Source organism: Streptomyces sp. NPDC088387, assembly GCF_044753385.1.
In the GTDB taxonomy this organism is placed as follows: domain Bacteria; phylum Actinomycetota; class Actinomycetes; order Streptomycetales; family Streptomycetaceae; genus Streptomyces.
In genome coordinates this window covers 91050-115499 of the sequence record NZ_JBIVNC010000022.1, presented here as the reverse complement: position 1 = coordinate 115499, position 24450 = coordinate 91050, and the positions used below count along the sequence as shown (strand labels likewise).

The following is a 24450-nucleotide window of genomic DNA, read 5'->3' as shown; positions in this document are numbered from 1 at the left end:
CCCCCCCCGGCCGCCGCCCGCCCCCCCCCCCCCCCCCGGGGGGGGCGGGGGGGGGGGGGGGGGGGGGGGGGGGGGGCCCCCCCCCCCCCCCCCCCCCCCCCCCCCTCGGCCGCGTTTTCGCCTGCATACCGGCGTGTACACGCTGCATATCCTTCGTTTCCCAGCGGTAAGAAGCACCTTGGTGGCAATCTGCTCAACAGCAGATACGCATAGTTGCTTTACGAGGCCCGCAGCCGGAGGTGCACGTCCCGTGGCGTCCAATGTCAATCCCACCGTCAGGCGACGCCGGCTGGGCCAGGAGTTGCGCAGGCTCCGCGAGCTCAAGGGCATGACGGCGGAGGAGGTGGCGGAGAGACTGCTGGTGTCGCAGTCGAAGATCAGCCGCCTGGAGAACGGCAGGCGCAGCATCAGCCAGCGCGACGTCCGTGATCTGTGCGGGGTCTACGAGGTCGAGGACCACCGCATCGTCGATTCGCTGATGCAGATGGCCAAGGACTCCCGCCAGCAGGGCTGGTGGCACTCCTTCGGCGACATCCCGTACAGCGTCTACATCGGGCTGGAGACCGACGCCGCCAGTCTGCGGGTGTACGACCCGCAGGTCGTCCCCGGGCTGTTGCAGACCCGCAGCTACGCGGAGGCCCTGATCGTGGGCGCGCTGCCGGAGGCCACGCCCGTCGACATCGACAAGCGCGTACAAGTCCGGCTGCGTCGGCAGGAACGTATTTCTGCCGCCGAGAATCCGCTCAGACTGTGGGCCGTGCTCGACGAGGCGGCCCTTCGCCGGGAGGTCGGCAACCGGCAGGTGATGATCGAGCAGTTGGAGCATCTGCTGGAGATGTCGCAGCTCCCGCACGTCACCGTGCAGGTGATCCCGTTCTCGATGGGCGCGCATCCCGGAGTGAGCGGTCAGTACGCGATCCTCGAGTTCCCGGACGCGGCCGATTCCAGCGTGGTCTACATCGAGGGCGTCACCAGTGACCTCTATCTTGAGAAACCACAGGATGTCGGCAAGTACAGCGTGATGTACGAGCATCTCCGGGCGCAGGCACTGAATGTGGAGCAAACCCGGGAATTCATCTCGAACACGGCGAAGGACTACGCCCGCCCCACCGTCCGGGGTTGAGGCGCGGCACCGTACAGGGTGCCCCGGCCGGGATGGAAGACCCCACTGGAATATGCCACCCGGTCGAGTGAATAGTCGCTCCGCTCATCGATGTTGGCGAGTAGCGTCGATCACGCCATCGAGCAAGAACGTTGGCGCAAACCGTGTCCTGCACGAAAGGGACACGGTGACAGCAACTCAGCAACTGGTTACCGGAGCGAAAATGGCAATCATGCAGGGCGCGACGGACACGTGGATCAAGTCGTCCTACTCCCAGGGCAATGGCGCGTGCGTCGAGATCAAGTCCCCTGTCCTGTCGGCTATGGCCGTCCGGGACTCCAAAGTCCCGAGCGGTCCGACCCTGGCCTTCCCCGCGGACGCGTGGAACGCCTTCGTGTCCTCGGTCAAGGCGTAAGGGGAGGGTCTTTCTGATCCTCCGTAGACCACAACTCAACAACACATCAAGAGAGCCCTCTCGACCAGCTCGCCGTCCTTGCCGAGGGGGCTCTTCTTGTGCCGTCAGTGCCTCGCCGCAGGCGCTTCGCCGTCAGTCCACCGGGAACGCGACGTCGCACACCCCGTCCTCCGGGCCCGCGGCGTCCCACTCCGCGAAGTACACCTCGCGCGGCTGCCCCGCCTGTCGCAGCCCCTGCCCGGCGATCCACTGCTCCACCGCCTCGAACGCGGCGATGATCTGCGGATACGCCACCTGCGCCTTGGTGATCCGGGTGTAGGCCAGCCGCCGGGCCGGCTCGATCCGTACCGTCGCCTCCCACGGCCGCCCGTGCCGCCCGGCCCAGGACCGCGCCGCCGTCTCGTCGGCGACCGGCACACAGGACTCGACGGGCCCGTCGCTCTCCGTCGACACCTCGGAGTGGTAGACGACGAACGGCGCCCCCGTCACCCCACCGCAGGCCCGCGCCGCCTCCTCAAGGCGCCCCAGCGACGCCCCGATCCAGCTCGGCAGTTCGTCCGCCAGCGTGTGCCGGGTCTCGGTGATCACCACCTGCGGTGCCACCTCGACGGTCTCGACCTGGAACCTTCCGTACATCTCGGAGCTCCTCCCCGACAGTCGTCCACGGAGGTACTCGGCGAGCGTCCGCTGCCCGGCGAGCCGGGCCTCCACGTCCGTCCAGTACGCGGTGAGCCGCGCAGCCGCTTCGGGCCCGTCCGCGGCCACCACCTCGGCGATCAGCGCGAGCGGCATGTCCAACTGCCGCAGCAGCGCCACCAGACGGGCGTGTTCGGCCTGCCCGGCGCGGTAGTAGCGGTAGCCACTGGCCTCGTCGACCCGGGCCGGGGACAGCAGCCCGAGCCGGTCGTAGAGGCGCAGCGCCTTCGCGGACAGCCGGGACCGCGCGGCGAACGCGCCGATGGTGAGGAACTCCTCGTCCGTCACGTCATCCTCCGTCACCGGGCGAGGGCCGCCCGGTGACTCGGGATGCTCGGGTGTGCCCCAGGGGGAAGGTCAAGCCAGCTGGGCCTCGACGGCCGCGACCACCTCGGGGGAGTCGGGCTCGGTCTTCGGCGAGAACCGGGCCACGACCGTGCCGTCGCGGCCGACCAGGAACTTCTCGAAGTTCCAGCGGATGTCCCCGCTGTGCCCCTCGGCGTCGGCGAACCCGGTCAGCCGGTCGTACAGCGGGTGCCGGCCCTCGCCGTTGACGTCCACCTTCTCGGTCATCGGGAAGGTCACGCCGTAGGTCGCGGAGCAGAACTCGGCGATCTCGTCGGCGGTGCCGGGCTCCTGGCCCATGAACTGGTTGCAGGGGACGCCGAGCACGGTGAAGCCCCGCTCCGCGTAGCGCTCCTGGAGCTGCTCCAGGCCCGCGTACTGGGGGGTGAGCCCGCACTTCGAGGCGACGTTCACGATCAGGACCGGCCGTCCCGCGTACTGGGAGAGGTCGGCCGGGCCGCCCTGGAGGGAGTCGATGGCGACGTGGAGAGGGGAGGTGCCGTTCGTGTCAGCAGTCATGCTCGCGATGCTAGACGCCCCGCCTCCGGAGGCCGCACCCCGCCCGCGTCCAGCAGCACGTCCCCCGCCGCCGTCCGCTCGTACAGCACCGACCGTCCGGTGCGCCGCCGCTCCACCAGGCCCGCGTCCAGCAGCACCCGCACATGGCGGCCGACCGAGCCGAGGCCCTGGCCGGTCACGGCGACCAGCTGGGTCGTGGTCATCGGGGAGGTCAGGAGGACCAGGACGCGGGCGCGCGCGGGGCCCAGCAGGGCACCCAGGGCGGCCGGTACGGGGGCCCGGCGCGGACCGTCGGCCAGCACACCCGCGCACGGGTAGACGACGGCGTACCGGTCCGGCTCCTCCCAGGAGACCCAGCCCGCCTGCGGGGTCACCGGGACCAGCACGAGCCGGCCGCCGGAGATCTCGCGGGGCGGGTACTCGTGCAGGTTCACCTGGAGCCGGCTCTCGCCGAGCCAGCGCATACCGGGCCGCAGGGCGTCCAGTACGGCAGCCCAGCCGCCCCGGCTGACCTGCGCGGTGCGGGCCACCACATCGGCCTCCAGGACGCGGCGGCGCCGGTCCCAGGAGGGACGTACGGACTCCTCCCAGACGTACTCCAGGAGCGCGGCGGCCCGCTCGGGCAGGTCGTCGCGGTCCAGGGCGGGCGGCAGCGGGCCCGCGAGGGAGATCCGCAGATGGGCGCGGGCGGCCCCGGGGTCGGCGGCCCGCACCCGGGCCAGCTCCTCCGCGAAGGTCTCGCCGCCCCTCGGGGTCGGGGTGAGGAAGTCGGCGATCCAGTCGCGGCCGAGACCGGCGCGGACCAGCAGGGCGGTCACCGGGTCGGCGGCCAGGCGGGCGCGGTAGGCGGGCAGGTGGGCGCGGAGCCAGGACTGCTCGCCGGGGTGGCCGCCGCTGCCCGCGTGCAGCAGCTTCAGGGACGCGAAGGTCTCGGCGAGCGGCGACAGCAGGAAACGGCTGCCGGCGAGGGTGTCGGCGTTCATCTGCCACCAGCCCATGGGCGCCCTCCTTTCGCGCGGACGCGAAACCTTACCGCCCAGGCCCTCCGCCGCCCCAGACTCCCCGGCATGCACAGCTACCAGGACCTTTTCCGCACCCCCGAGTTCCGTCCGCTGTTCTTCGGCTCCTGCGCGCAGGTCGCCGCGCAGACCGTCGGCGGGCTCGCGCTCGCCACGCTGGTGTACCGGGCGACGGAGTCCCCGCTGCTGTCGGCCATCAGCATGTTCGGCCCTTCGCTGGCGCAGGTGCTGGGCGCGACCTTCCTGCTGTCGGGCGCGGACCGGCTGCCGCCGCGCGCCACACTGACGGGCGTCTCGCTGGCCTTCGCGGCCGGTACGGCGGTCCTGGCCCTGCCCGGCCTGCCGCTGTGGGCGGTGTTCGCGGTGATCCTCGTGCAGGGCCTGATCGCCTCGCTGGGCGGCGGGGTGCGCTGGGGCCTGCTGAACGAGATCCTCGCCAAGGAGGGCTATCTGCTGGGCCGTTCGGTCTTCAACATGATGAACGGGCTGGTGCAGATCGCCGGATTCGCCCTGGGCGGCGCCCTGGTGGCGCTGCTCGACCCGCGCACGACGCTTGTCCTCGCGGCCCTCCTGTACGCCCTCTCGGCGCTGGTGATCCGCGCGGGTCTGACGGCCCGCCCGCCCCGCGCCGCCGGCCGCCCCTCGGCCGCCGCGACCCGGCGCACCAACGCCCTGCTGTGGTCCTCCCGTCCGCGCTGCCAGGTCTATCTGGCGCTGTGGATACCCAACGGCCTGGTCGTCGGCTGCGAATCCCTCTTCGTCTCCTACGACTCCGGTTCCGCGGGCACGCTCTTCGCCTGCGCGGCACTCGGCATGCTGGCCGGGGACGTGCTGGTCGGCCGCCTGCTGCGCCCGGAGCGCAGGGCGAGGCTCGGCCACCCGCTGCTGTTCCTGCTGGCCGCCCCGTACACCCTCTTCCTCCTCCGGCCGTCGCTGCCGCTCGCCGCCGCCCTCGCGGCCGTCGCCTCGGTGGGCTTCGGCGCGAGCCTCGTCCAGCAGGAACACCTGATGGCGCTCACCCCCGAAGGACTCGCGGGCCACGCGCTCGGTCTGCACTCCGCCGGCATGCTCACCATGCAGGGCGTGGGCGCGGCCCTGGCGGGCACGGTCGCCCAACTCACCTCACCGGCAACGGCGATGGCCACGATGGCGGCGGCCTCCCTGGCGGTCACCGCGGCCCTGGTGTCGGCCGGACGCCGGCTCCCGCGCGAGCGGCCCGCACCGGTGGGCCGGGGCGAGTCGGTGTAGAAATCGGGCACAAGTGGCCGGAGTTCACGGATTCACCGTCGCGGCGATCGGGCACAGTCCTGGAGTGCGGCCACTGGAGACGTGAGCGGCGAGGGGGAGCGGGTGGCGTTACCCGGGCGTGGGACGCGGAAGAGCATCGTGGTGCTGTGCGTCCTCATCCTTCTTGTGGGCAGCCCCTGGGTACAGGACCGCTTCCTGGACCTCTATGTCGAGGAGTACGACAACAAGTCCGTGCGGTGGCTGGTCGAGGCGGCGTTCGTCCCCGGGTGGGGGTTCTCGCCCGACGAGTACCGCGAGGTGTCCTGGCTGGTCGTCACCGACGTCAGCACGCTCGTACTGATCGTGTCCTTCGTCTTCTTCGCGTCCCGGCTCACCGCGCGCGGCACCTCCGGTTGGCTGCGCGCGCCGGCCGCCGGGCTGCTGGCGTCGGAGGTCACGGCCCTGGTGCAGTGGCAGCTGTTCCGGACCTTCGTCGACGACGACATCGTGCTGAGCGCCGACGGTCTGCGCGGCTACCTGATGGGTCCTGCGCTGGTCTTCGGGCTGGCGACGGGTGGGCTGCTCGCCCTGCTGACGGTGGGGCCGCGCCGGTTCCGCGTCGCGCCGCCGGTCGCGGGGGCGTTCCGTGCGAGGAAGGGAAACCGCGCCATGACCACGGGTCCGCTGCACATGCCGGTCGGGCGCGTACGGGGTGACGTCACCCGGTACCTGTGCACCGCCGCCCATGTGGACGAGGCGTTCGCCGAGCGGGTGGTGGAGGAGGTGCTGGCCGACGAGGCGGGCGCGGTGGCGCCCTCGCCGGACGTCGACCTGGTGGCGGTGGCCCAGCACTGCCTGGCCGCCAAGGAGGCCCGCTATCTGCGCGACCTGCGGGTGACCGCGGCGTTCGCGGCGGTGGCCGTCGTGGCGCCGCTGTGGGTCCTGTTCCCCGCCTTCGCGCTGGGGGTCGTCTCGGCCGCGGGCAGCACACGGCCCAGCCTGGCCACCCGCGGCAGCCATCTGCCCGCGAGCCGGGTCATGGTGACCGCCGTGGTGCGGGCCGCGGTGGTCGTCCTGTGCGCCTTCCCGCTCGGCTACGCGATCTCCGCGCTGCCCGTGCCCGGCTTCGTCGGCTGGCTGCTGGGCGGTTATCTCGCCGGAGTCCCGGCGGTGCTGGTCTCGCTCGGCGCGACGGCGTACGCCTACGTCACCGTCGCCCGGCACGATCTCGCGACCGACCGGCGGCTGCGGTCGACCATGACGGGCGAGCGGTTCTACCGGCAGCCCCTGCCGGCCGTACCGGCGCGGCCGTGGATCGCGGCCCGGCTGGCCGCCCTGAAGGACGCGAGGGACGGGAACGTCACCGTCTACAGCGGCTACAGCCCGTTCCTCGGATACGCCGCGACCGCCTCCAACTGGTCGGTCGCCGTGCCGCTGCTGCCCGCCGAGGAGCCCGTCGACGCCGGTACGGCCGACGAGCCGCGGCCCTTCACCGTGGTCGAACTCATCGCCCACGTACGTGAACAGCTGCGTGCGGTCGGTGCGGGCGGTGCCGCCGACGGTGCGGGCGGCGCCACCGAAGAAGGGCCGGAGACGGCCGAGGCGCTCAGGTCGCTCACCGTCGAGGACCGGATCTTCGTGAGCGGGACGAGTGTCGGCGACGACGGCCGGTTCGTCCTGGACACCCAGATCTCGCCGGCCGCACGGCTGTCGCCGGAGGCCGTCGAGGAGATCATGCTCGGGCCGACGGGGACCGTCCGGCACTGTCTGGCGGTCCATGTGCCGCTGTGGGGCGGGGACGTCGTACCCAGTGTGTTCCTGCACTTCTCCACCGCGGGCCGCACCCTGCACCTGCACTGCGACAACCATGTGCTCGGCCCGGTCGCCGCCGCCTACCACGTCGTGGACCGGCTGCGCGGCCCGCTGAGCGCCCAGGGACAGCGCGGGGTGCTGGTGACGGCCGTCGCCCGCACCGCCCGGACGTTCTTCCGCGCCCCCCTCGACGCGCTGCGCCACGCCCGCTTCGAGACCCGGCACACCCGGCGGATGGTCGACGAACTCACCGCGATGGAACAGGACCCGGTCTACGACTACGGCGCCCGGCTGAGCATCCGGGAGATCGCGATGAGCCCCAACTACCACAACTACTTCCAGGTCGTGGACGCGGCGCGGATCACCGCCGCGGTCGAACGCCACACCCTCGCCGCGATCCGTGAGTTCCTCGACGCGCGCGGCTACGACATCACCGACTTCCGCACCCAGCAGCAGACCATCCTCAACCAGGGCCTCATCCAGCAGGGCGGCATGAGCATCATCGGCAACCAGGCGATCGGGTCCGGGGCGAGCGCCAACCAGCACGTGGGCGGCAAGCCCGCACCGGCCGCCCCCACGAAGTAAGGAGCGTCCCATGGGCAACGACGACCCCCGCCCCGGCGACCCCCGCCACGACCCGCCCGTCAACAACGGCCTCGTGATCAAGGGCGGCACCCACTACGTCGGCAACCAGGCGATCGGCCACCGCGCCCAGGCCTTCTCCGGCTCGGTCGCCTTCCAGCCGCCGAGCACCGAACAGGCCGCCAGAACGGCCGAACTCCTCGCCCGCGTCGAGCAGTTGCTGGAGGAGCACCGCGACGCCCTCGCCGACCCCGAGGCCACGACCCGCGAACTGCGCCGTCTGCGCGAGGAACTGGACGAGGAGGAACCGCAGCCGACCGTCCTGCGCCGGGCCCTGGACCGGCTGACGGAGTTCGTCCAGCCGGTGACCCCGCTGGCGGTGGCGGTGGGGGAGCTGACACAGACCGTACGCGGGGCGCTGGGCGCCTAGGGCGTGTTTCGAAAGTCCCGCCTGCCGAGCGACGCCGAGAGCACGCACCGGACGCCGCTCGGCCCGCCCTCCGGGCGGACGACGGGACTTTCGAAACCCGCCCTAGGCCGGAACCGTCACTCCTGCTCCTCCTTGACGCGGACCACCGCCACCGTGATGTTGTCCGGGCCGCCCGCCTCGATCGCGGTGCGCCACAGCTCGAACGCGGCCCGGCCGTCGTCGTGTTCGCGCATCACCGCGTCGAGCACGTCCGGCGGCACCGGGTCGGTCAGCCCGTCCGTGCACAGGAGATAGCGCTCGCCGGGCACCAGGGGTACGGCCGTGACATGCGGGTCGACGGGCCGGAAGCCGGTGCTGCCGCCCAGGCACTGGGTGACCACGGACGTGGTGCGCCGGCCCGGCTCCGGCGGCGGGCTGTCGTCGACGCTCACCTGGCGCAGCCCGTCCTCCTCGTCGAAGGCGAAGACCTGGCTGTCGCCCACGTTGAACACCAGCAGCTCGTCGCGGAGGACCACCAGGCCGGCGACGGTCGTCCCCATGGCCTCCAGATCGCCCCCGCGGTCGCCGCCCGCCGCCTCGTACACCGCGCGGTTGCAGCTGTTCAGGGTCTCGCGCACGGCCTCCTCGTTGTGCAGCGCGGGACCGCCGGTCGCGAGCAGCCGGGCGACCAGGGCGCTGGCCACCTCGCCGCCGGGATGCCCGCCGAGCCCGTCCGCGACGGCGACGACCAGGGGTGTGGCGAGCGGGAAGAACAGTGTCTGCGGGCTCTCGGTCACCGTGGCGCACAGCGTCCAGGGGCCGACGACAAGACTGTCCTCGTTCCGGTCGCGCAGCAGCCCGGGATGGCTCAGCGCACTCACCGCGACGACCTGCGCCATGGAGCGGTTCCGCCTTTCCTCAGCGCGGGCGACTTCCGCCCGCTTGTCCCTCCGCTTCCAGTGTGCGCCCGGAATGATTCGCTTCGCATGATTGACCGCGTACGGTCAGGCCGCGATCCTGGAGCGAAGGGCTGAACGCAGGGCACGTCCGTGAACGGCGTGCCCGGTCCGTGTCCGGTCCGACGAAGGTACACAAGCAAGGCACTGCTCGTCCTGAACCCCCCACGCAGGAAGCAGGAAACAGACATGCAGGAGACACAGGAGATCCAGGAACGCCACCAGACCCCCGCCGTCACGGCGGAGACCGGCTGGCGGTCCCCGGAGTACGAGATCGTCGAGACCGCGCTCGAAGTGACGGCGTACCGCCTGGCCACGCGCTAGTCACGGCGCCGTGCTGCTGCGCGTGCTCGGCACCGCGGCGGGCGGCGGACTGCCCCAGTGGAACTGCGCGTGTCCCGGCTGTGCCGGGGCACGCGCCCACCCGGAGCGGCGCCGCCGTCACGCGTCCCTCGCCGTCAGGGTGGACGCCGGCCGCTGGTACATCGTCAACGCCACCCCCGACATCGGCGACCAGATCGAGGACACCCCCGCACTGCACCCGGGCCCCGGCGCCCGGCAGAGCCCGCTCGCGGGCGTGGTCCTCACCGACGCCGAACTCGACCACACCCTCGGCGTGGCGCGGCTGCGCGAGGCGGACGCGGTGGAACTCGTCGCCACCGCGCCGGTCCGCGAGGCGCTGCTGGCCGGGCCACGCCTCGGCGCGGTCCTCGGCCCGTACACCGACCTGACCTGGCGGGAACTGGGCGCGGACCACCTCGCCCTCGGCCCGGAACTCCGGGTCACCGCCGTCCCCGTCGCCGCCAAACGCCCCCGCTACGCGGCCGGCACCGGCGCCGACGACCCGCACTGGGTGGTCGCCCTCGTCCTCACCGAACCGGCCACCGGCACATCCCTGCTCTACGCCCCCGCCCTCGCCGCCTGGCCGCCCGCGCTCCAGGAGGCCGCCGAGGCCGCCGACTGCGTGATCGTCGACGGCACCTTCTGGGACGAGGACGAACCCGTGCGCACCGGTATCTCCGCGAAGACCGCGACCGGCATGGGCCATCTCCCGATCAACGGGCCCACCGGCACCGCGCGCCGCCTCACCGGCCTGGCCGCCCGCTGCCTGTACACCCATCTCAACAACACCAACCCCCTGACCGACCCGGACGACGACCGGCACAAACAGCTGGCCGACCGGGGTCTCGCGGTCGCCGCCGACGGAATGGTCATCGAGCTGTGACGACAACACCCTTACGGGACACCCCCACCGACCAGGAACCCTGGAGCGGTCCCGAGTTCGAGGAACGGCTGCGCGCCGTCGCCACCACCCGCTACCACGACCGGCACCCCTTCAACGTCCGTATGCACCACGGCGACCTGACCCCCGCCGAACTGCGCCGCTGGATCATCAACCGGTTCCACTACCAGCGGCACATCCCCGTCAAGGACGCCCTGATCCTCGCCAAGTTCGACGACCCGGCCCTGCGGCGCATGTGGCTGCGGAGAATCGTCGACCACGACGGCGTACGGGAGGGCGAGGGCGGCATCGAACGCTGGCTGCGGCTCGGCGAGGCCGCCGGGATCGACCGGACCCGGCTCGCCTCGGCCACCGAGGTCCTGCCCGGCGTACGCCTCGCGGTCGACGGCTACGTCAATCTGTGCCGCCTCGGCACCCCGCTGGAGGCCGTCGCCGCGTCCCTCACGGAGCTGTCGGCGCCCGGCATCATGCGGACCCGTATCGCCGCCTTCGAGCAGCACTACCCGTGGATCGAGCGGGAGGGGCTGGTGTACTTCCGCACCCGCGTGGGACAGGGCAGCCGGGACAGCGCGGAGGCGCTGGAGCTGGTCCTGCGCTGGGCGCGGAGCCGGGAGCAGCAGGAACGGGCCGTGGCGGCACTGGTGTTCAAGTGTGACGTGCTGTGGTCGCTGCTGGACGCGGTGGACGGCGCGGGGGAGCGGTCGTGAGCGACGCGGACTGGCGTCCGGAGCTGAGCCGTTCCGTCATGCTCCGGCACGACCGGGTCCGTGACACCGACCTGCTGCTGATGCCGGAGCGGGTGGTGGTGCTGCACGGCAGCGCGGCCGCCGTCCTACGGCTCTGCGACGGCGAACACACCCTCACGGCGATCGTCGCGGAACTGTCCGAGGCGTTCCCCGGAGCGCCGGTCGGGACGGAGGTCCCGGAATTCCTGGGCCGGGTACGCAAGGAGGGCTGGGTCCGATGACCACCGCCCCCGTCGCCCCGCCCTGGGCGCTCCTCGCGGAACTCACCCACGGCTGCCCGCTGCACTGCGCCTACTGCTCCAACCCCGTCGAACTGGTCCGCAGATCCGCCGAGTTGAGCACCGGCGAGTGGACGGACGTGCTGCGGCAGGCCGCGGACCTGGGCGTCGTACAGACCCATCTCTCGGGCGGTGAACCCCTCCTGCGGCGCGACCTCCCGCAGATCGTCGCGGCGGCGGACGGCGCCGGCATCCACACCCAGCTGGTCACGAGCGGAGTGGGCCTGACCGGGCAACGCCTCTCCTCACTGGTCGAACACGGCCTGCGGAGCGTGCAGTTGTCCGTCCAGCACGCGGAACCCGAGGCGTCCGACCGGATCGCCGGACACCGTTCCTTCGCCGCCAAGCGCAGGGCGGCGACGCTGGTCCGCGAGGCGGGGCTGCCGCTGGGCCTGAACGTCGTACTGCACCGCGACAACCTGGACTCGGTCGGCGCGCTGCTCGATCTCGCCCAGGACTGGGGAGCCGAACGGATCGAGCTGGCGAACACCCAGTTCTACGGCTGGGCGCTGACGAACCGGGACCAGCTGCTGCCGGAGCGGGAGCAGCTGGAGGCGGCGCGGGCGGTGGTCGAGGCGCGCCGCTCGGCGACCGCGGACCTGGACGTGGTGTGGGTGGTCCCGGACTACGTCGACGGAACGGCCAAGCCCTGTATGGGCGGTTGGGGCGCGGTCTCCCTCACCGTGGCCCCCGACGGCACGGTCCTGCCGTGCCCGGCCGCGGCGGTCCTGCCCGCCCTGGACCCCCCGAACGTCAAGGACCGTTCCCTGGAGTGGGCCTGGTACCACTCACCCGCGTTCAACCGCTACCGCGGCACCGGCTGGATGCCCGACCCCTGCCGCTCCTGCGACCTGCGCGACACCGACCTCGGCGGCTGCCGCTGCCAGGCCTACGCCCTCACGGGCGACGCGGCCCGTACGGACCCGGTGTGCTCGCTGGCCCCGGACCACGGGGTCGTACGGGCCCTGGTGGACGCGCCGCGAGGGGTCACGGCGGGGCCGACGCCTCGCTCCTTCCGGCCCGCACCACCTCCCTGAAGTCCTGGACCACCTCCCTGAAATCCCGCACCACCTCCCTGAAATCCCGTACCACCCCATGACGTTCCACAGCATTCCCCACCCCCCACCTGGAGGACCGATGCGAACGACTCACGAGCGACCCCGTGCCCGCAGGGCGGTCAGGACACCGGCGGCGCTGACGGCGGCCGTACTGCTGGCCGGGCTCACCGGACTGGGTACGGCCGAGGCGCGTGAGGCCGCCCCGGCGGGCGTGCCGACGGGCGTCAGCAACCTCACCACCGGGCTGACCGTCCCCTGGGGCGTCGCCTGGGTGCCGGACAACTCGCACGCCCTGGTGACCGAGCGGGACGACTTCCGCGTCTGGAAGGTCACCCCGACCGGCCAGAAGACACAGGTCGGCACCGTGCCCAACACCGTGACCACCGGCGGTGAGGGCGGCCTGATGGGCGTCGCCGTCGACCCCGACTGGGCCACGACCCGGCACGTGTACTTCATGCACACCGCCGCCGAGGGCAACCGGATCGCGCGGATGACGTACAACGGCACCACACTCACCAACTACACGGTGATCCTCCAGGGCATCGCCAAGGCCCGCTACCACAACGGCGGCAGGCTCGCCTTCGGCCCCGACGGCTACCTCTACGCCACCACCGGCGACGCCCAGAACACCGCGAACGCGCAGAACCGCAACTCCCTCAACGGCAAGATCCTGCGGATGACCAAGGCGGGCCAGCCGGCCCCCGGCAACCCGTTCGGCAACCTCGTCTACAGCCTCGGCCACCGCAACCCGCAGGGCATCGCGTGGGACCGCAACGGCCGGCTGTGGGAGGCGGAGTTCGGCGACACCCGCTTCGACGAGCTGAACCTCATCAAGTCCGGCGCCAACTACGGCTGGCCCACCTGCGAGGGCACCTGCTCCGTCGCCGGCATGACCAACCCGAAGAAGACCTGGACGACCGGCGAGGCCTCCCCGAGCGGGATCGCCATCGCCGACAACGTCGTCTACATGGCCGCCCTGCGCGGCCAGCGCCTCTGGCACATCCCGATCACCGGCGACACGGAGAACGTGGGCACGGCCACCCCGTACTACGTCGGCACGTACGGCAGGCTCCGCACGCTGACGAAGACCCCTGGCCAGGAACAGCTCTGGCTCACGACCACGAACGCGGACGCGAACGGGGGCCAGCCGGACGGGGCGGACCGCGTCCTGCGGGTGACCCTGGGCTGACGGGGATACGAAGCGGCGCGCCGACCCGGGAGGATCGGCGCGCCGTTGTGCCGGGGTGACCGGGGTCCGATCAGTTGTCCCGCGAGGGACTGGGCGTGCCGGCCCGGGGCTCCAGCACCACCACCGCCGTCTCGGACGGCCGCCGAGCCGCCAGGGCGTCGAAGTTGTTGTCGATCTCGCGCCAGCGGGCCCAGAGCCGCTCGCGTTCCTCGCCGGTGGCGGCACGGCCGTACACCTGCCGTGGCCCGTCGACGAGTTGGACGGTCACCTCGGGGTGGGCCTGGAGGTTCAGCCACCATGCGGGCTCCGCGGCCCCCCACCCGTTCATGGCGAGCGTGACCAGATTCGGCCCGTCCTCGAAGTACCCGACGATGCTCATACGCTGCTGTCCGGTACGGCGCCCGATGGTCGTCAGTCGCAGCGTGCCCCATTTGCCGGGCCGCGGCCGCCACAGCCCGACCCGGCCCCGGAACACCCGGTAGATGCTCCGGTGCGTCACCCAGGCGAGACGGATGAACCAGCGGGGCGGCAGACGCGGCGATCCGGCCCGTTGCTCGGCGGACATGGTGAACCCCCCACATTCCTGACCGGCACCGGTCACGCGCCCGACGCCGGGCCCTGTCCGGCGGACCCTAGCGGCAGCGGTCGGTGCCGGAAAGAGGCCGGGAGGAGAACGGGCCCGTACTTCAGCGGTCGTGCCCCGCGATGGCGTCCAGGGTGTGCAGCGTCTCCGCGGACAGGCCGATCGAGGCGGCGGCGATGTTCTCCGCGAGGTGGGCGCGGGTGGAGGTGCCGGGGATCAGCAGCATCGTGGGGGAGCGGTGCAGCAGCCACGCCAGGGCGATCTGGCGCGGAGTGGCGTCGAGTCCGGCCGCCACCTTCTCCAGCTCCGCGGCCTGGAGCGGCCGGAACCCGCCCAGCGGCCAGAACGGCACAAACGCGATGCCCTGCTCGGCGCACCGGTCCACCAGGGCGTCGTCCTGGCGGAAGGCGACGTTGTAGTGGTTCTGCACGGCGACCACCGGCGCGATCCGCCGCGCGGCCTCGACCTGCTCCGCGCTGACGTTGCTGACACCGAGGTTGCGGATCAGCCCCTGCTCGCGCAGCTCGGCCAGCACCGTGAACGGCTCGACGATGTCGGCCGCCTCCAGGGTGTCGGTCATCCGCAGGTTCACCAGATCCAGTACGTCCAGCCCCAGATGGTCGAGGTTGTCGTGGACCGCCTGCACCAGCTCCGGCCGCGACACCGCGGCGGGCCACCCACGCTCCGCCGTCCGCCGGGCCCCGACCTTGGTCGCGATGCGCAGACCGTCGGGATACGGGTGCAGCGCCTCGCGGACCAGCTCGTTCACGACGTACGGCCCGTAGTAGTCACTGGTGTCGAGATGCGTGATCCCCGCCTCCGCCACGGCCCGCAGCACGGCCAGCGCCTCGTCCCGGTCGCGCGGCGGCCCGTAGGCCATGGGCCCGGCCAGCTGAAGCGCCCCGTAACCGACCCGGGTCACACTCAGGCTCTCGGACAACCGCAGACTGCCACCTGGTAGTACGTCGCCCATGGCGACCTCCTCACTGAGAACACGGCCGGAGAGGACGCCACCCGGACGCCCACCCCATGTGTCCAACAGTGCGTCCACGATCACGAGGGCAACAGTCAGGGCGGCGACAGACGGGCCGAACCTCCATCGAGGGCGTCTTATGGGCCCCGATTCTCCACACCGCGAGGTCATACCCAGGTCTGACCTCGCGGTTCAACTCCTGGTCCGACGTGCCGCGGAGGCGGCGACGGCATTGTCGTCGGCATGACGAACACAGTGACCTCCACGGCCGTCCCGGCCGCGACGATCGGCGCCCGGCTGCGTGGCGCGCTGCCCGTGGAACGGTGGGAGAACACCGGCTTTCCCGGACGCTGGGTGGGCGGCACCGCCATGGTGCTCGGCCCGCTCCTGATGCTGGCCGGCGCGTTGCTGCGGGCCCGCTTCCCCTTCTTCTACCCCGACCAACTCGCCGCGTACGAACGGCATCCCGTCCTGATGTCCACCGCGTACGGCCTCTTCGCCGCGGGTGGTCTGCTGCTCTGGCCCGCCGTGGCCGTGGTGGCCGCACGGATCGGTGCGCGCAGCGCCGGCTGGGGACTGTGGGGCGGAGTGCTGGTCGTCTTCGGCCTGTTCGCCCGCGCCTTCCACGCCGGGGTGGACCATCTGGCCTTCCAGCTGGTGCGTTCCGAGGGGGCCGGGCCCGCCACCGACGCGGTCACCGCCGGCTACGGCGCCTTCCATGTCTTCGCCACGCTGAACCTCGCCATCCTCGCCGGATGGATCGTCCTCGCCCTGGGGGCCTGGCGCACCCGGGTGCTCGGCCCGGTCCGCGCTGCCGCCCTCGGCCTCATGGCGGCGCTGCCCCTCGGCGTGCTCAAGGGGACCACGCCCCTGTCGCTGGTGGCCCTGGCGGGGCTCTGCGCGGCCCTGGTCCCCCTGGGCCTGGCGCTGCTGCGCGAAGGACCCCGTCCCGGCCGGGCGGCGGTGCTGCGCTGGGTGCCGCTGACCCTGGTGACGCTGGGGCTGATGGTGCTGCTCGGACAGGCCGGTTGAATGTACGCGTACAGGTACGGTCGGACCATGAAGCCCAGGCGGCAGCGCCATCTCCACGCCCTCGACCTCGCCGTGGCCCTGGCACTGACCGCCGTGTACCTCGGCTTCGCCCGGCTGACCGCCGCCGACGACGGCCAGCCCGTCTACACCGGCCCGCTCTGGCTCGGCTGTCTGATCGCCGCCGCGGTCGGCCTGCCGATCGCCGTACGCCGCCGTTGGCCGCTCGCGGTCCTGGCGACCGTGCTGGCCGCGCTGGCGACGGCATCGCTGCTGGACATCCCACGTGAGCCGTACGCCGCCGCCGGGCTCGCCGCCTACCTCGTCGCACTGGCCGAACCCGTCCGCCGGTCCGTGCCCGCCCTCGCGGTGACGCTGGCGGGGGCGGGCGGTGCCGTGTATCTCGGCGAGGCGGTGGTCACTCCCGCCGACGACGGGCGGGGTGCCGTCGGAGTGGCCGCTCTTGTGCTCCTGGTGATCGGCGGGGCCTGGGGCGCCGGATTCACCGTGCGCCGCCGCCGGGCCGGCGTGGCCCGCGAACAGCGGCGCCGGTCGGAGCAGGCGCTGACCGAGGAACGCCTGCGGATCGCCCGGGAGTTGCACGACATCGTCTCGCACAACCTCAGCCTGATCGCCGTCAAGGCGGGCGTCGCCGGGCATGTGGCGGAGGCCGATCCGGGGGAGGCGCGGGCCGCGCTCAAGGTCATCGAGGAGACGAGCCGGTCCGCGCTCGCCGACATGCGGCGCACGCTGGGCGTGCTGCGTACGGAGGGCGCGCTGCGTACGGAGGGCGTGCTGAGTATGGAGGGCGCGCCCCTGGGGCCCGCGCCGGGCCTGGACCGCCTCGACGCGCTCGCGGAGGAGGCGACACGGGCGGGAGTGGACGTCGACCTGAGGGTGCGCGCCGTGGATGCCCTGGCGGAGGGAACCCAGCTGACCGTCTACCGCATCGTCCAGGAGTCCCTCACCAACGCGGTCCGGCACGCGGCCCCGACGAACTGCCGGGTCACGGTAGAGGCGGACGATCAGGAGATCCGCATCGAGGTCGTGGACGAGGGCCCACGGTCCGCACGTACACATCCCGTCCGCGAACTACCGGGCGGACACGGCCTCCTGGGCATGCGCGAACGGGTGATGATGTACGGCGGCAGCTTCGAGGCGGGCCCCCGGAGGGAGGGCGGCTTCGCCGTGTCCGTCCGTCTGCCCGCCGAAGGGAACCAGTGAACACGACCGACGTCCCCCCGGTCCGGGTACTGATCGCCGACGACCAGGCGATGGTGCGCGGCAGCTTCCGGGTCCTCGTCGACCACACACCCGGCATGACAGCCGTGGGCGAGGCCGCGAACGGAACCGAGGCCGTCGAACTCGCCCGCCGCGAGAAGCCGGACGTCGTACTGATGGACATCCGTATGCCGGACCTCGACGGCATCGAGGCGACCCGCCGGATCTGCGCGGACCCGGCACTGTCCGGCGTCCGTGTCCTCATCCTCACCACGTTCGACCTGGACGAGTACGTCTACGCCGCCCTGCGCGCCGGCGCCGCGGGCTTCCTGCTCAAGGACACCCCGCCGACCGAGGTCCTCACGGCCGTCGGCGTCGTCGCCGCGGGCGACGCACTCCTCGCCCCCTCGGTGACCCGCCGTCTGATCGCCGAGTTCGCCCGCCGCCCGGAGCCCGCGCGCCCACCCAGCCGCTCCCTGGACGGCGTCACCGACCGCGAGTTGGAGGTACTCGGCCTGATCGCCCGGGGACTGTCCAACACGGAGATCGCAACACATCTCCACCTGAGCCAGGCCACGGTGAAAACCCACATAGGCCGCCTACTCACCAAACTGACCGCCCGCGACCGGGCCCAGCTGGTGATAGTCGCCTACGAAACGGGCTTGGTGGGCACCCACCGCACAACGTGAGCGGCCCCTGCCGCCCACAAGAACGACAGGGACCACCACCCGGTATTTCTCTGTGCCCCCGGCAGGATTCGAACCTGCGACACCCGCTTGAGGAGTGAGATCGAATTCTTGCCGGGGGGCCTGGCGCTGCCGAGCAGCGAGTGGTCAGATCTGTCCGAGGTCGATCTCCACCGGGAATGGGGCCGCTACCTTGATGACGCCGGTGAACACGTCTCCGTCCCGGTAGGTCTTCGTCGCGGGGTCGAGCACGTAGGTGTAGACGAGAGGAACGCCTGTCGCGGCCTGCTCGGTCCGCCAGTAGAAGGCGATGCCCGCCTTGGCGTACTGGTCGACCTTCACGATCCGGTCGGTGGTCTCCGAACCTGGCGACACCACCTCCGCGACCAGCAGCACGTGCTCAGGGCGGGTGGGGGTGATGTCGATCGTGTCTGCGCGGTACACAACGACGTCAGGGCGGCGATTGGTGAGCGGAACGTCCTGAAGCCGGACGTCGAAGTCCGTGTCGGCGTTCCACTCCGGGCCCGCGGCGGCATCCAGGGCGTTCGCCAGAATCCGGGCGAGCCGGTTGTGCCGCTTGGACGCACTCGGACTCACGACGACCATCCCGTCCACGATCTCGATCCCGGCGCACTGCTCCTCGGACCAGGACTCGTACTCCTCCGCCGTGATCTGCTCATGCATCCACGCCGGGGCCACCATCTCGGCCGTCATGAAGCACCTCCCGGACACTGTTGCTGCGGGCCCGATCCCGCTGGATTCAGCGTACTGTCCGCCGTCCGTCGGCATGCTGATCTCGCTCACGCCCTTCCCCGTCGGCCGCCATCCGACCAGCGAGCCCTCGACAGTCAGGAACCGGCGCGGTGGACTTCTCATCAGGAGATCGGAGCAGACCAGCGGCGCCACTGACCTGGTGGCCACACCGGTGAGCGCCGCACCACCCGGCGACGTGAACCGTCGCGGAAACCCTGGGCCGCGGACGCACCCGGGAGACCTGGCCGGGCCAGGTCCGGACAGTCGTCGCAAACTTCGCTCCGCAGTGCCCGCTCCCTGAAGCGGCGGACCTGGCGATCAACGAGACCGCGGCCCGGCTCGTACCGCGAAGCCATGCCACCTCCCAGAACACCGCTTTTGAAGCGGAACTCGAGCCCGCCGACGCGGAGGAGCCCGACACGGAATCCGTGCCGAACGGTGTTGATCCGTTGGGAGACGCTCGGGAGATCAACTCCCCGTCCGCTCACGCAAACGGCCCCGGACGAGGAGTCCGGGGCCGAATAGGACGCCTCCCTGAAGGAGAAACCCCAGGTCAGCGGCGTAATGCGTTGTGCCCCCGGCAGGATTCGAACCTGCGACACCCGCTTTAGGAGAGAGGCGGGGAGTGGGGGCGCTGACCTGGGGCTTCGATACCTGGTGTAGCACCCCGCAACTGGCTTCCACGACACCCTCATTGACCGCGGCTGACCCCTGCATCTGGCACGGCAGTGGCACGAGCCTCAGCCGATGACAGTCAGCCACAACGGTGGGCGCGCCGACCGTCCACGCACGCGTATGCCTCGCTGCACCCCCACCTGCCCTAACCACGCTACTGGCGTGTCGTCGACCAGAACACTTCGCGACGGGCGGACGTGACAAGGGTGGGGCCCTAACAACCTGGCAAACGGCTCGGCTGCGGCCTCTCAGGCTTGGAGTGCTTTCGTCGTGGTTCCCGGTGTCGGCGCTCGGTCGGGGATGGAGCAGCGCACACGGATTTCATGGTCGTCTGGCGGGTCATGCATCGAAGTGGCACACGAAACAGTATCCGGCAACAGTAGACAGGGCGTGATCCTGCACAGGATGCAGAAATCATGCAATACCTAGATCGTTATACATGCCCGTAAACCGCAGCTTGGGTGCCGCAGTCAGATGTGGCAAATTTCGCTCTCGAATAGCCCACGCCTTTGCCATCCCCTTCTCAAGCGCATTTTTGCAGTCGTCGAGGCTCATTTTAGAAATTCCCCAAGCGTCTGCCAGTCGCCGCTGGCGCAAGAAGTATGATTTTGCAGTTTCGCTGAGGTCAAGAAGATGACCCAACGTCTCCGCAGCTCGGACGCCCGTAGCGAACTCTTCCGTCGATTCTCTCTGATTCATTGATGCCATGGTTCCGCCTACGGCTGCAAGCGCGATTTCAATGTGGCGAGATCCGGGAGATTTATTTCCCTGCAAATCCGCTAGTGAAATCGACGAGAGCCAGATGGAAATTGCCGAATTTCCTAGTGTGCCCTCCGCGGTTGACCATTCTCTATAGAATACTCTTTCCTTATTTGAAAGGTTCCGATCTCGCATCGAAGGGAGCCTCTTGGAAGCGTTCTCTGAAATGAAAGCCGCTTCATCGGCCTGATCTGTCTCGCGAAGAATATGCGCCAGATTGTGGATGTAGCCCAGAGAATTCTGCTCCTCGGTTACGGCCGTCCTAGCCACTGCAACAGCGACATCCGGCCGAGATTTCTCAAAGAAGCGACATAGGTTAGGATATTTTTCGTAGTCCCGAATAAAGTGATGTCGCCCGACGCGCATGGCGGATTGTACCAACCTGCTGTATGTTTCTGCAAGATTTACGTCAAGCTGTTCCACGACAGTAAGACAAGCTTCAGCAATCAGCCTATGGCGGGTTAGTACACCGCCTCCCCCCATCGTAACTGCAGCCTCATCGCGGAGAGGAATTACGATTTCACTCATGATGCGGGAAGTCGGCACGCTAAGTGTCTCTGCGAGAATACTTGGCGTGAGTTGAAGACGCGCCAAATGTGCAGCCGCGATATAAAGGAAGGCGCTAGACAAGGTAGGACCTGAAGTGGTTCTCTGAGCGGCGAGAGATCTCATCAAATGTCTCACTCGATCCGTGAAGTAATCCCCATAGCGCACACGAATCATTCCACCAAGGAGGGCGCCGTCCTCTACGGTTGCCTCTTCGCGAGTGGCCCTGATGAGTTCCGCCACCCGCGCGTCACCATTTTCCCAATCGGCAAGGCGGCCAAGCCCCTTTTCGCCATGTTGGCCCCAAGCGGCAACTACTAGCTCGGCGTCAGCTTCATCCAACCCTCTTAGATAGGTTTTTCTGTAACCGACATTTATCATCCACGGATATGCATCACCTTGGTTATTGGCCCAATCGATCGTTCGAGCAACTGCGACGTAGGAAATGTCAGGGCGTTTGACTTTGCTGATGACTTGGAATAGATCGCTGACGATTTCTTCTGCATCGTCACTAAAGAGGATGTAATGCCTACCAGCAGGTAGTGATTGCACAAGTCGCACATCGAGGCCTGCGCCTGGAGATCTCCACAGCACCAAGGAATCGGGTGAAGATCGGGCAATATCAGCTGCACATTGCATGGCAACTGTTGTCTTTCCCTCGCCGCTTGCCCCATGAATGAGCCGCAGCCGCCCCACGGGTGATCCTGGCGAGTAATCCATAAGTTCCGTCGCCAGAGCTTTGGACACACCACGCTGTGGAAGACCTCCACTGACGATGTCACCCCATGTGGGGGGACGTCCATCGAAGTATGTCAGAATTTCCTGTTCGGAATAATTGGAAGAGGCTCGCTCTAGGAAATCGACATCTACGCGGAGCCAGTCTTGTTCTAGCACTGACATCACCTCAAGGTTGAATTATTCGCCTAAGGATTGTATCGATACCGTTAGGCCAGCCGAAGGCTGGCTACGTTCTTCTGATCTCCCCGGAAATCGGCCCATGAAACCGTACATTTAACTTGCGTGGCGCTTGCGAGACTAGCGGAAATTTGAAAGCGAACTTCACTACGTGGCGCGAGAACCGCAAGATCTGGACCGTCACCTTCTCTTTCAGTGGCGATCTCCCATGGATAGCCACTTGGAGAATCCGCTTCAATCTCGACACGCACATCTCGGGCTGGCCCATGTCCCGTGTTATGCAGGACGAGATACCAATTCCGTCGCCCCGCGCGATCGGCAGAGTCGACGCGCGGCCATACCTCTGCAATCGGTTCTTCTTCTCTTTGGTCGTACTGCAATTGGAAGTCGTTCCTGGCTTCTTCTCGCGAGACAGTCGCCACCAGAATCGTTTCTACATGGCGAGCTAAGTCGGCGTCATTCGCATAGTCAAGAATCAGAGCTGATGATTCGATTCCTGCAATGTATTCGTTCAGTCGTGTCGCTTGAGCAAAATCAATTGTGCTGGCATCTACGGGACGGCGACATCTGAGGATACCCACGTGTTTTCCGCTCTCGCTGAGCCGGGAGATCTCTTCTGCAGTTCCCGACTCGTGGAGGTCCGTCGGAGTTCCCAATCGATTGGCGAAGATCGCAATACATGCGTCGCACTTGTCGACGAGTTGCCGGTTCAAGATTTTCTGAGGTGGCTGACCAAACTCTGCTGCAGCATGAGTTCCCCAGGAGATTGGCATGACGATTGACCCGAACTGCTCGCCATAAACGCCATTCCACCGGTTGATTGACTGCTGGATGACCAGCAGGTCCGTGCGCGGTACGTCACCGGGAGAGGAGATAAGTAGGCGTCTCACTGAGGCGCTGAAGGCCATGCAAGCTCCTGGTAGCAGTAGTTATCAAGCCCTAGCGGTGAGCCTACCGAAGAGTCGTTCTTGCAGGAGGGGATTCCGTCGCTGTTGTGGACCACAACCCGGTGGGCTAGTGCGTTGACCATGCCCAGTCCTCGGCCGTGTTCGGCGTCCTGGTCCTGGTGCTCGACCTTCGGGGCCCGGCCGGTGCCCCCGTCATCTGTGCCGCTGGCGGTGTGCAGGATCGCGTTCGCGCTCAGTTCGCTCACGATCAGTTCGGCGTCGTCGGCCAGGGGTGAGCCGCGCACGATGTCTCTCGTCCAGCGGCGGGCCCTGCTGACCTCTTCCGGAAACCTGGGCAAGTGAGTCCCCAGACCCGGGCGGTGCTCGTATACTCGTGCATACAAGTTCCTTCGTGCTGGTAGGCCGCCATGTGCAGCGGGTTCGGGCTAGACGAGTTTGACGCCGTCGTGTGCGCGGACGGCCGGCGGGGACATCGCGTCGAGCGCGTCCAGGACGCGAATCGCGTATGCCTCGTCGGCAAGGGTGGTGACTTCTTCACGGGTGGCCCATCGCAGTGCGCGGGTCTCGTCCCCGGTGCTGGGGGTGCCGTCGGCGGCCTGGCAGCGGAAGACCAGGGAGACGATCAGGCCCGTCATGTTCTTGTAGACGCCGGTGAGGGTCGCCGGAAGCGCGATCTTGATGCCGGTCTCTTCGAGGACTTCGCGCTGAAGCGCCTCGGGGAGGGTTTCCTCCCGCTCGACGATGCCGCCCGGGGGCTCCCACTGGCCGTTGTCGCGCCGCTGGATCAAAAGGGCGCGGCCCTGGTCGTCGACGATGACTCCGGCAACGCTCACGGAGTGCGGACGGTCAGCGGTCACGTTCTTCGGCCCTCTCGGATGGCTAGGCTTAACCGTAGCAACAACACTCGCCCACTCGTCTAGATACCTAAAGGAGTACTCGTGACCTCTCTCCCGTCCCTGCTCGGTGGCCTGGATCCCACGAGCGATCGTGCGGTGTTCCGGCAGATCGCCGATCAGCTGCGCGAGGCCATCGACCGTGGGCGATTCAAGGAAGGAGAGAAGCTGCCTTCGGAAGCGGAGCTGGTGGAGCACTACGGCGTATCCCGCATGACCGTCCGCAACTCCTTCTCCGTCCTTCAGGGCGAGGGCCTGGTGCACGCCGAGCACGGGAAGGGCGTGTTCGTCCGGCCCCGGCCGCCCGTGCGGCGCCTGGCCTCCGACCGGTTCGCCCGGCGCCACCGCGAGCAGGGGAAGTCCGCGTTCACCGTGGAAGCGGATGCCGCCGGCAGTCACCCGAAAGTGGACAGTCTGGAGGTCAAGGAAGAGAAGGCCACGCAAGACATCTCCGCCCGCCTCGGGTCGGTGCGGCGCGTGCTTGCTCGACGGCGCCGATATCTGCTCGACGGCCGTCCTGTCGAGTTCGCCACCTCCTACCTTCCCCTCGACATTGCCCGCGGTACGCAGATTGCTGAGCCGAACCCCGGCCCCGGCGGCATCTACGCCCGCCTTGAGGAGCTGGGGCACCACCTCGACCACTTCGAAGAGGAGATCCGGGCCAGGATGCCCTCGCCGTCCGAGGTCAAGACGCTGCACCTCGCGTCCGGTGTGCCGGTGATCCACTTGATCCGTACCGCATACGACACCGAGAAGCGGTCCGTGGAGGTCTGCGACACCGTCATGGCAGCGGACGCCTACGTGCTGTCGTACCAGCTTCCGGCGACGTAAGCGGCGGTGCGCGAGGCCGCTTCCCCGGACTCGTACACACCAACAGGCATACTCGTATAGACGAGTGGGCAAGTTGCGTGTC

25 protein-coding genes and 1 pseudogene are annotated in these 24450 nt (G+C 69.3%); 15 read left to right on the top strand and 11 right to left on the bottom strand.

Annotation, left to right across the window (positions count from 1 at the left end; translation table 11 throughout):
- Nucleotides 1-250 precede the first annotated feature (250 nt).
- Nucleotides 251-1123: a helix-turn-helix domain-containing protein gene (locus tag ACIQAC_RS38305; RefSeq protein ID WP_402199858.1), complete on the top strand. Its 873-nt coding sequence runs from the start codon at nucleotides 251-253 to the stop codon at nucleotides 1121-1123.
- A 202-nt stretch (nucleotides 1124-1325) separates the two neighbouring features.
- A complete protein-coding gene (locus tag ACIQAC_RS38300; RefSeq protein ID WP_402199856.1) occupies nucleotides 1326-1517 on the top strand; it encodes a DUF397 domain-containing protein in 192 nt (63 codons plus the stop codon).
- Between the two features lie 132 nt (nucleotides 1518-1649).
- On the opposite strand, the gene ACIQAC_RS38295 is transcribed toward ACIQAC_RS38300, so the two are convergent.
- From ACIQAC_RS38295 to ACIQAC_RS38285, 3 genes are read right to left on the bottom strand one after another with little or no spacing between them, the layout of a single operon-like run.
- Nucleotides 1650-2516 carry a MerR family transcriptional regulator gene (locus tag ACIQAC_RS38295; protein ID WP_402199854.1) on the bottom strand — a complete coding sequence of 289 codons (867 nt, stop codon included), beginning with the start codon at nucleotides 2514-2516 and terminating at the stop codon, nucleotides 1650-1652.
- 54 nt (nucleotides 2517-2570) lie between these two features.
- On the bottom strand, nucleotides 2571-3077 hold the full coding sequence (locus ACIQAC_RS38290) for a glutathione peroxidase (protein WP_402199851.1): 507 nt from the start codon (nucleotides 3075-3077) through the stop codon (nucleotides 2571-2573).
- On the bottom strand, nucleotides 3074-4075 hold the full coding sequence (locus tag ACIQAC_RS38285; protein ID WP_402199848.1) for a transcriptional regulator: 1002 nt from the start codon (nucleotides 4073-4075) through the stop codon (nucleotides 3074-3076). The genes ACIQAC_RS38290 and ACIQAC_RS38285 overlap by 4 nt, the downstream gene beginning before the upstream one ends.
- Nucleotides 4076-4144: 69 nt before the next feature.
- Between ACIQAC_RS38285 and ACIQAC_RS38280 the strand changes: the two genes are divergently transcribed.
- From ACIQAC_RS38280 to ACIQAC_RS38270, 3 genes are all read left to right on the top strand, one after another.
- A complete protein-coding gene (locus ACIQAC_RS38280; RefSeq protein ID WP_402199846.1) occupies nucleotides 4145-5344 on the top strand; it encodes an MFS transporter in 1200 nt (399 codons plus the stop codon).
- Between the two features lie 81 nt (nucleotides 5345-5425).
- Nucleotides 5426-7720, top strand: coding sequence for a hypothetical protein (locus ACIQAC_RS38275; RefSeq protein WP_402199844.1), 2295 nt, complete (start codon nucleotides 5426-5428; stop codon nucleotides 7718-7720).
- A 10-nt stretch (nucleotides 7721-7730) separates the two neighbouring features.
- Complete coding sequence (locus ACIQAC_RS38270) at nucleotides 7731-8147, top strand: DUF5955 family protein (protein ID WP_402199841.1); 417 nt, start codon at nucleotides 7731-7733, stop codon at nucleotides 8145-8147.
- 116 nt (nucleotides 8148-8263) lie between these two features.
- Here the strand turns inward: ACIQAC_RS38270 and ACIQAC_RS38265 are convergent, their stop codons facing one another.
- Nucleotides 8264-9025: a PP2C family protein-serine/threonine phosphatase gene (locus tag ACIQAC_RS38265; RefSeq protein ID WP_402199839.1), complete on the bottom strand. Its 762-nt coding sequence runs from the start codon at nucleotides 9023-9025 to the stop codon at nucleotides 8264-8266.
- A gap of 246 nt (nucleotides 9026-9271) precedes the next feature.
- Here ACIQAC_RS38265 and pqqA point away from each other — a divergent pair, with 246 nt between their 5' ends.
- The 6 genes from pqqA to ACIQAC_RS38235 all read left to right on the top strand — a co-directional run bounded on the left by pqqA (nucleotide 9272) and on the right by ACIQAC_RS38235 (nucleotide 13596).
- Entirely contained in the window at nucleotides 9272-9406 is a 135-nt protein-coding gene (gene pqqA / locus ACIQAC_RS38260; RefSeq protein WP_402199837.1) for a pyrroloquinoline quinone precursor peptide PqqA, read from the top strand.
- 10 nt (nucleotides 9407-9416) lie between these two features.
- A complete protein-coding gene (gene pqqB / locus ACIQAC_RS38255; RefSeq protein WP_402199834.1) occupies nucleotides 9417-10307 on the top strand; it encodes a pyrroloquinoline quinone biosynthesis protein PqqB in 891 nt (296 codons plus the stop codon).
- A complete protein-coding gene (pqqC, locus tag ACIQAC_RS38250) occupies nucleotides 10304-11032 on the top strand; it encodes a pyrroloquinoline-quinone synthase PqqC (RefSeq protein ID WP_402199833.1) in 729 nt (242 codons plus the stop codon). The genes pqqB and pqqC overlap by 4 nt, the downstream gene beginning before the upstream one ends.
- Complete coding sequence (gene pqqD, locus ACIQAC_RS38245) at nucleotides 11029-11292, top strand: pyrroloquinoline quinone biosynthesis peptide chaperone PqqD (RefSeq protein WP_402199831.1); 264 nt, start codon at nucleotides 11029-11031, stop codon at nucleotides 11290-11292. Before pqqC ends, pqqD begins: the two co-directional genes overlap by 4 nt.
- A complete protein-coding gene (pqqE, locus tag ACIQAC_RS38240) occupies nucleotides 11289-12386 on the top strand; it encodes a pyrroloquinoline quinone biosynthesis protein PqqE (protein WP_402199829.1) in 1098 nt (365 codons plus the stop codon). The genes pqqD and pqqE overlap by 4 nt, the downstream gene beginning before the upstream one ends.
- A gap of 100 nt (nucleotides 12387-12486) precedes the next feature.
- Nucleotides 12487-13596, top strand: coding sequence for a PQQ-dependent sugar dehydrogenase (locus tag ACIQAC_RS38235; RefSeq protein ID WP_402199827.1), 1110 nt, complete (start codon nucleotides 12487-12489; stop codon nucleotides 13594-13596).
- Between the two features lie 70 nt (nucleotides 13597-13666).
- Here ACIQAC_RS38235 and ACIQAC_RS38230 read toward each other — a convergent pair whose 3' ends face one another.
- Nucleotides 13667-14161 (bottom strand): nitroreductase/quinone reductase family protein, encoded by a 495-nt coding sequence (locus ACIQAC_RS38230; protein ID WP_402199826.1) that lies wholly within the window; start codon nucleotides 14159-14161, stop codon nucleotides 13667-13669.
- Nucleotides 14162-14282: 121 nt separating this feature from the next.
- Complete coding sequence (locus ACIQAC_RS38225; protein ID WP_402199824.1) at nucleotides 14283-15152, bottom strand: oxidoreductase; 870 nt, start codon at nucleotides 15150-15152, stop codon at nucleotides 14283-14285.
- Between the two features lie 243 nt (nucleotides 15153-15395).
- Here ACIQAC_RS38225 and ACIQAC_RS38220 point away from each other — a divergent pair, with 243 nt between their 5' ends.
- Genes ACIQAC_RS38220 through ACIQAC_RS38210 form a run of 3 tightly spaced genes read left to right on the top strand, consistent with a single transcriptional unit; the run spans nucleotide 15396 to nucleotide 18091 of the window.
- Entirely contained in the window at nucleotides 15396-16184 is a 789-nt protein-coding gene (locus ACIQAC_RS38220; RefSeq protein WP_402199822.1) for a hypothetical protein, read from the top strand.
- Between the two features lie 27 nt (nucleotides 16185-16211).
- The gene (locus tag ACIQAC_RS38215; protein ID WP_402199819.1) at nucleotides 16212-17405 is read left to right on the top strand and encodes a sensor histidine kinase; all 1194 of its coding nucleotides are present in this window, start codon (nucleotides 16212-16214) and stop codon (nucleotides 17403-17405) included.
- 50 nt (nucleotides 17406-17455) lie between these two features.
- Nucleotides 17456-18091, top strand: a complete 636-nt coding sequence (locus tag ACIQAC_RS38210) for a response regulator (protein ID WP_402199867.1) — start codon at nucleotides 17456-17458, stop codon at nucleotides 18089-18091.
- 144 nt (nucleotides 18092-18235) lie between these two features.
- Here the strand turns inward: ACIQAC_RS38210 and ACIQAC_RS38205 are convergent, their stop codons facing one another.
- From ACIQAC_RS38205 to ACIQAC_RS38185, 5 genes and pseudogenes are all read right to left on the bottom strand, one after another.
- Complete coding sequence (locus ACIQAC_RS38205) at nucleotides 18236-18802, bottom strand: Uma2 family endonuclease (protein ID WP_402199818.1); 567 nt, start codon at nucleotides 18800-18802, stop codon at nucleotides 18236-18238.
- Between the two features lie 1128 nt (nucleotides 18803-19930).
- Nucleotides 19931-21721, bottom strand: a complete 1791-nt coding sequence (locus tag ACIQAC_RS38200; RefSeq protein ID WP_402199816.1) for a hypothetical protein — start codon at nucleotides 21719-21721, stop codon at nucleotides 19931-19933.
- Between the two features lie 44 nt (nucleotides 21722-21765).
- The gene (locus ACIQAC_RS38195) at nucleotides 21766-22644 is read right to left on the bottom strand and encodes a hypothetical protein (protein ID WP_402199815.1); all 879 of its coding nucleotides are present in this window, start codon (nucleotides 22642-22644) and stop codon (nucleotides 21766-21768) included.
- A pseudogene (locus ACIQAC_RS38190) lies at nucleotides 22623-23023 on the bottom strand (ATP-binding protein). Before ACIQAC_RS38190 ends, ACIQAC_RS38195 begins: the two are co-directional and overlap by 22 nt.
- Before the next feature lie 46 nt (nucleotides 23024-23069).
- Nucleotides 23070-23477 carry an NUDIX hydrolase gene (locus ACIQAC_RS38185; protein ID WP_275317496.1) on the bottom strand — a complete coding sequence of 136 codons (408 nt, stop codon included), beginning with the start codon at nucleotides 23475-23477 and terminating at the stop codon, nucleotides 23070-23072.
- Nucleotides 23478-23582: 105 nt separating this feature from the next.
- Between ACIQAC_RS38185 and ACIQAC_RS38180 the strand changes: the two genes are divergently transcribed.
- Nucleotides 23583-24368 carry a GntR family transcriptional regulator gene (locus ACIQAC_RS38180; RefSeq protein WP_402199813.1) on the top strand — a complete coding sequence of 262 codons (786 nt, stop codon included), beginning with the start codon at nucleotides 23583-23585 and terminating at the stop codon, nucleotides 24366-24368.
- The last annotated feature ends 82 nt before the right edge of the window (nucleotides 24369-24450 follow it).

Excerpts from the sequence above, each read along its gene's own strand:
- ACIQAC_RS38300 (WP_402199856.1), top strand. The coding sequence starts at position 1,326 with ATGGCAATCATGCAGGGCGCGACGGACACGTGGATCAAGTCGTCCTAC.
- ACIQAC_RS38290 (WP_402199851.1), bottom strand. The coding sequence starts at position 3,077 with ATGACTGCTGACACGAACGGCACCTCCCCTCTCCACGTCGCCATCGAC.
- ACIQAC_RS38285 (WP_402199848.1), bottom strand. The coding sequence starts at position 4,075 with ATGGGCTGGTGGCAGATGAACGCCGACACCCTCGCCGGCAGCCGTTTC.
- ACIQAC_RS38280 (WP_402199846.1), top strand. The coding sequence starts at position 4,145 with ATGCACAGCTACCAGGACCTTTTCCGCACCCCCGAGTTCCGTCCGCTG.
- ACIQAC_RS38270 (WP_402199841.1), top strand. The coding sequence starts at position 7,731 with ATGGGCAACGACGACCCCCGCCCCGGCGACCCCCGCCACGACCCGCCC.
- ACIQAC_RS38265 (WP_402199839.1), bottom strand. The coding sequence starts at position 9,025 with ATGGCGCAGGTCGTCGCGGTGAGTGCGCTGAGCCATCCCGGGCTGCTG.
- pqqA (WP_402199837.1), top strand. The coding sequence starts at position 9,272 with ATGCAGGAGACACAGGAGATCCAGGAACGCCACCAGACCCCCGCCGTC.
- pqqE (WP_402199829.1), top strand. The coding sequence starts at position 11,289 with ATGACCACCGCCCCCGTCGCCCCGCCCTGGGCGCTCCTCGCGGAACTC.
- ACIQAC_RS38235 (WP_402199827.1), top strand. The coding sequence starts at position 12,487 with ATGCGAACGACTCACGAGCGACCCCGTGCCCGCAGGGCGGTCAGGACA.
- ACIQAC_RS38230 (WP_402199826.1), bottom strand. The coding sequence starts at position 14,161 with ATGTCCGCCGAGCAACGGGCCGGATCGCCGCGTCTGCCGCCCCGCTGG.
- ACIQAC_RS38225 (WP_402199824.1), bottom strand. The coding sequence starts at position 15,152 with ATGGGCGACGTACTACCAGGTGGCAGTCTGCGGTTGTCCGAGAGCCTG.
- ACIQAC_RS38220 (WP_402199822.1), top strand. The coding sequence starts at position 15,396 with ATGACGAACACAGTGACCTCCACGGCCGTCCCGGCCGCGACGATCGGC.
- ACIQAC_RS38215 (WP_402199819.1), top strand. The coding sequence starts at position 16,212 with ATGAAGCCCAGGCGGCAGCGCCATCTCCACGCCCTCGACCTCGCCGTG.
- ACIQAC_RS38210 (WP_402199867.1), top strand. The coding sequence starts at position 17,456 with ATGGTGCGCGGCAGCTTCCGGGTCCTCGTCGACCACACACCCGGCATG.
- ACIQAC_RS38205 (WP_402199818.1), bottom strand. The coding sequence starts at position 18,802 with ATGACGGCCGAGATGGTGGCCCCGGCGTGGATGCATGAGCAGATCACG.
- ACIQAC_RS38200 (WP_402199816.1), bottom strand. The coding sequence starts at position 21,721 with ATGTCAGTGCTAGAACAAGACTGGCTCCGCGTAGATGTCGATTTCCTA.
- ACIQAC_RS38195 (WP_402199815.1), bottom strand. The coding sequence starts at position 22,644 with ATGGCCTTCAGCGCCTCAGTGAGACGCCTACTTATCTCCTCTCCCGGT.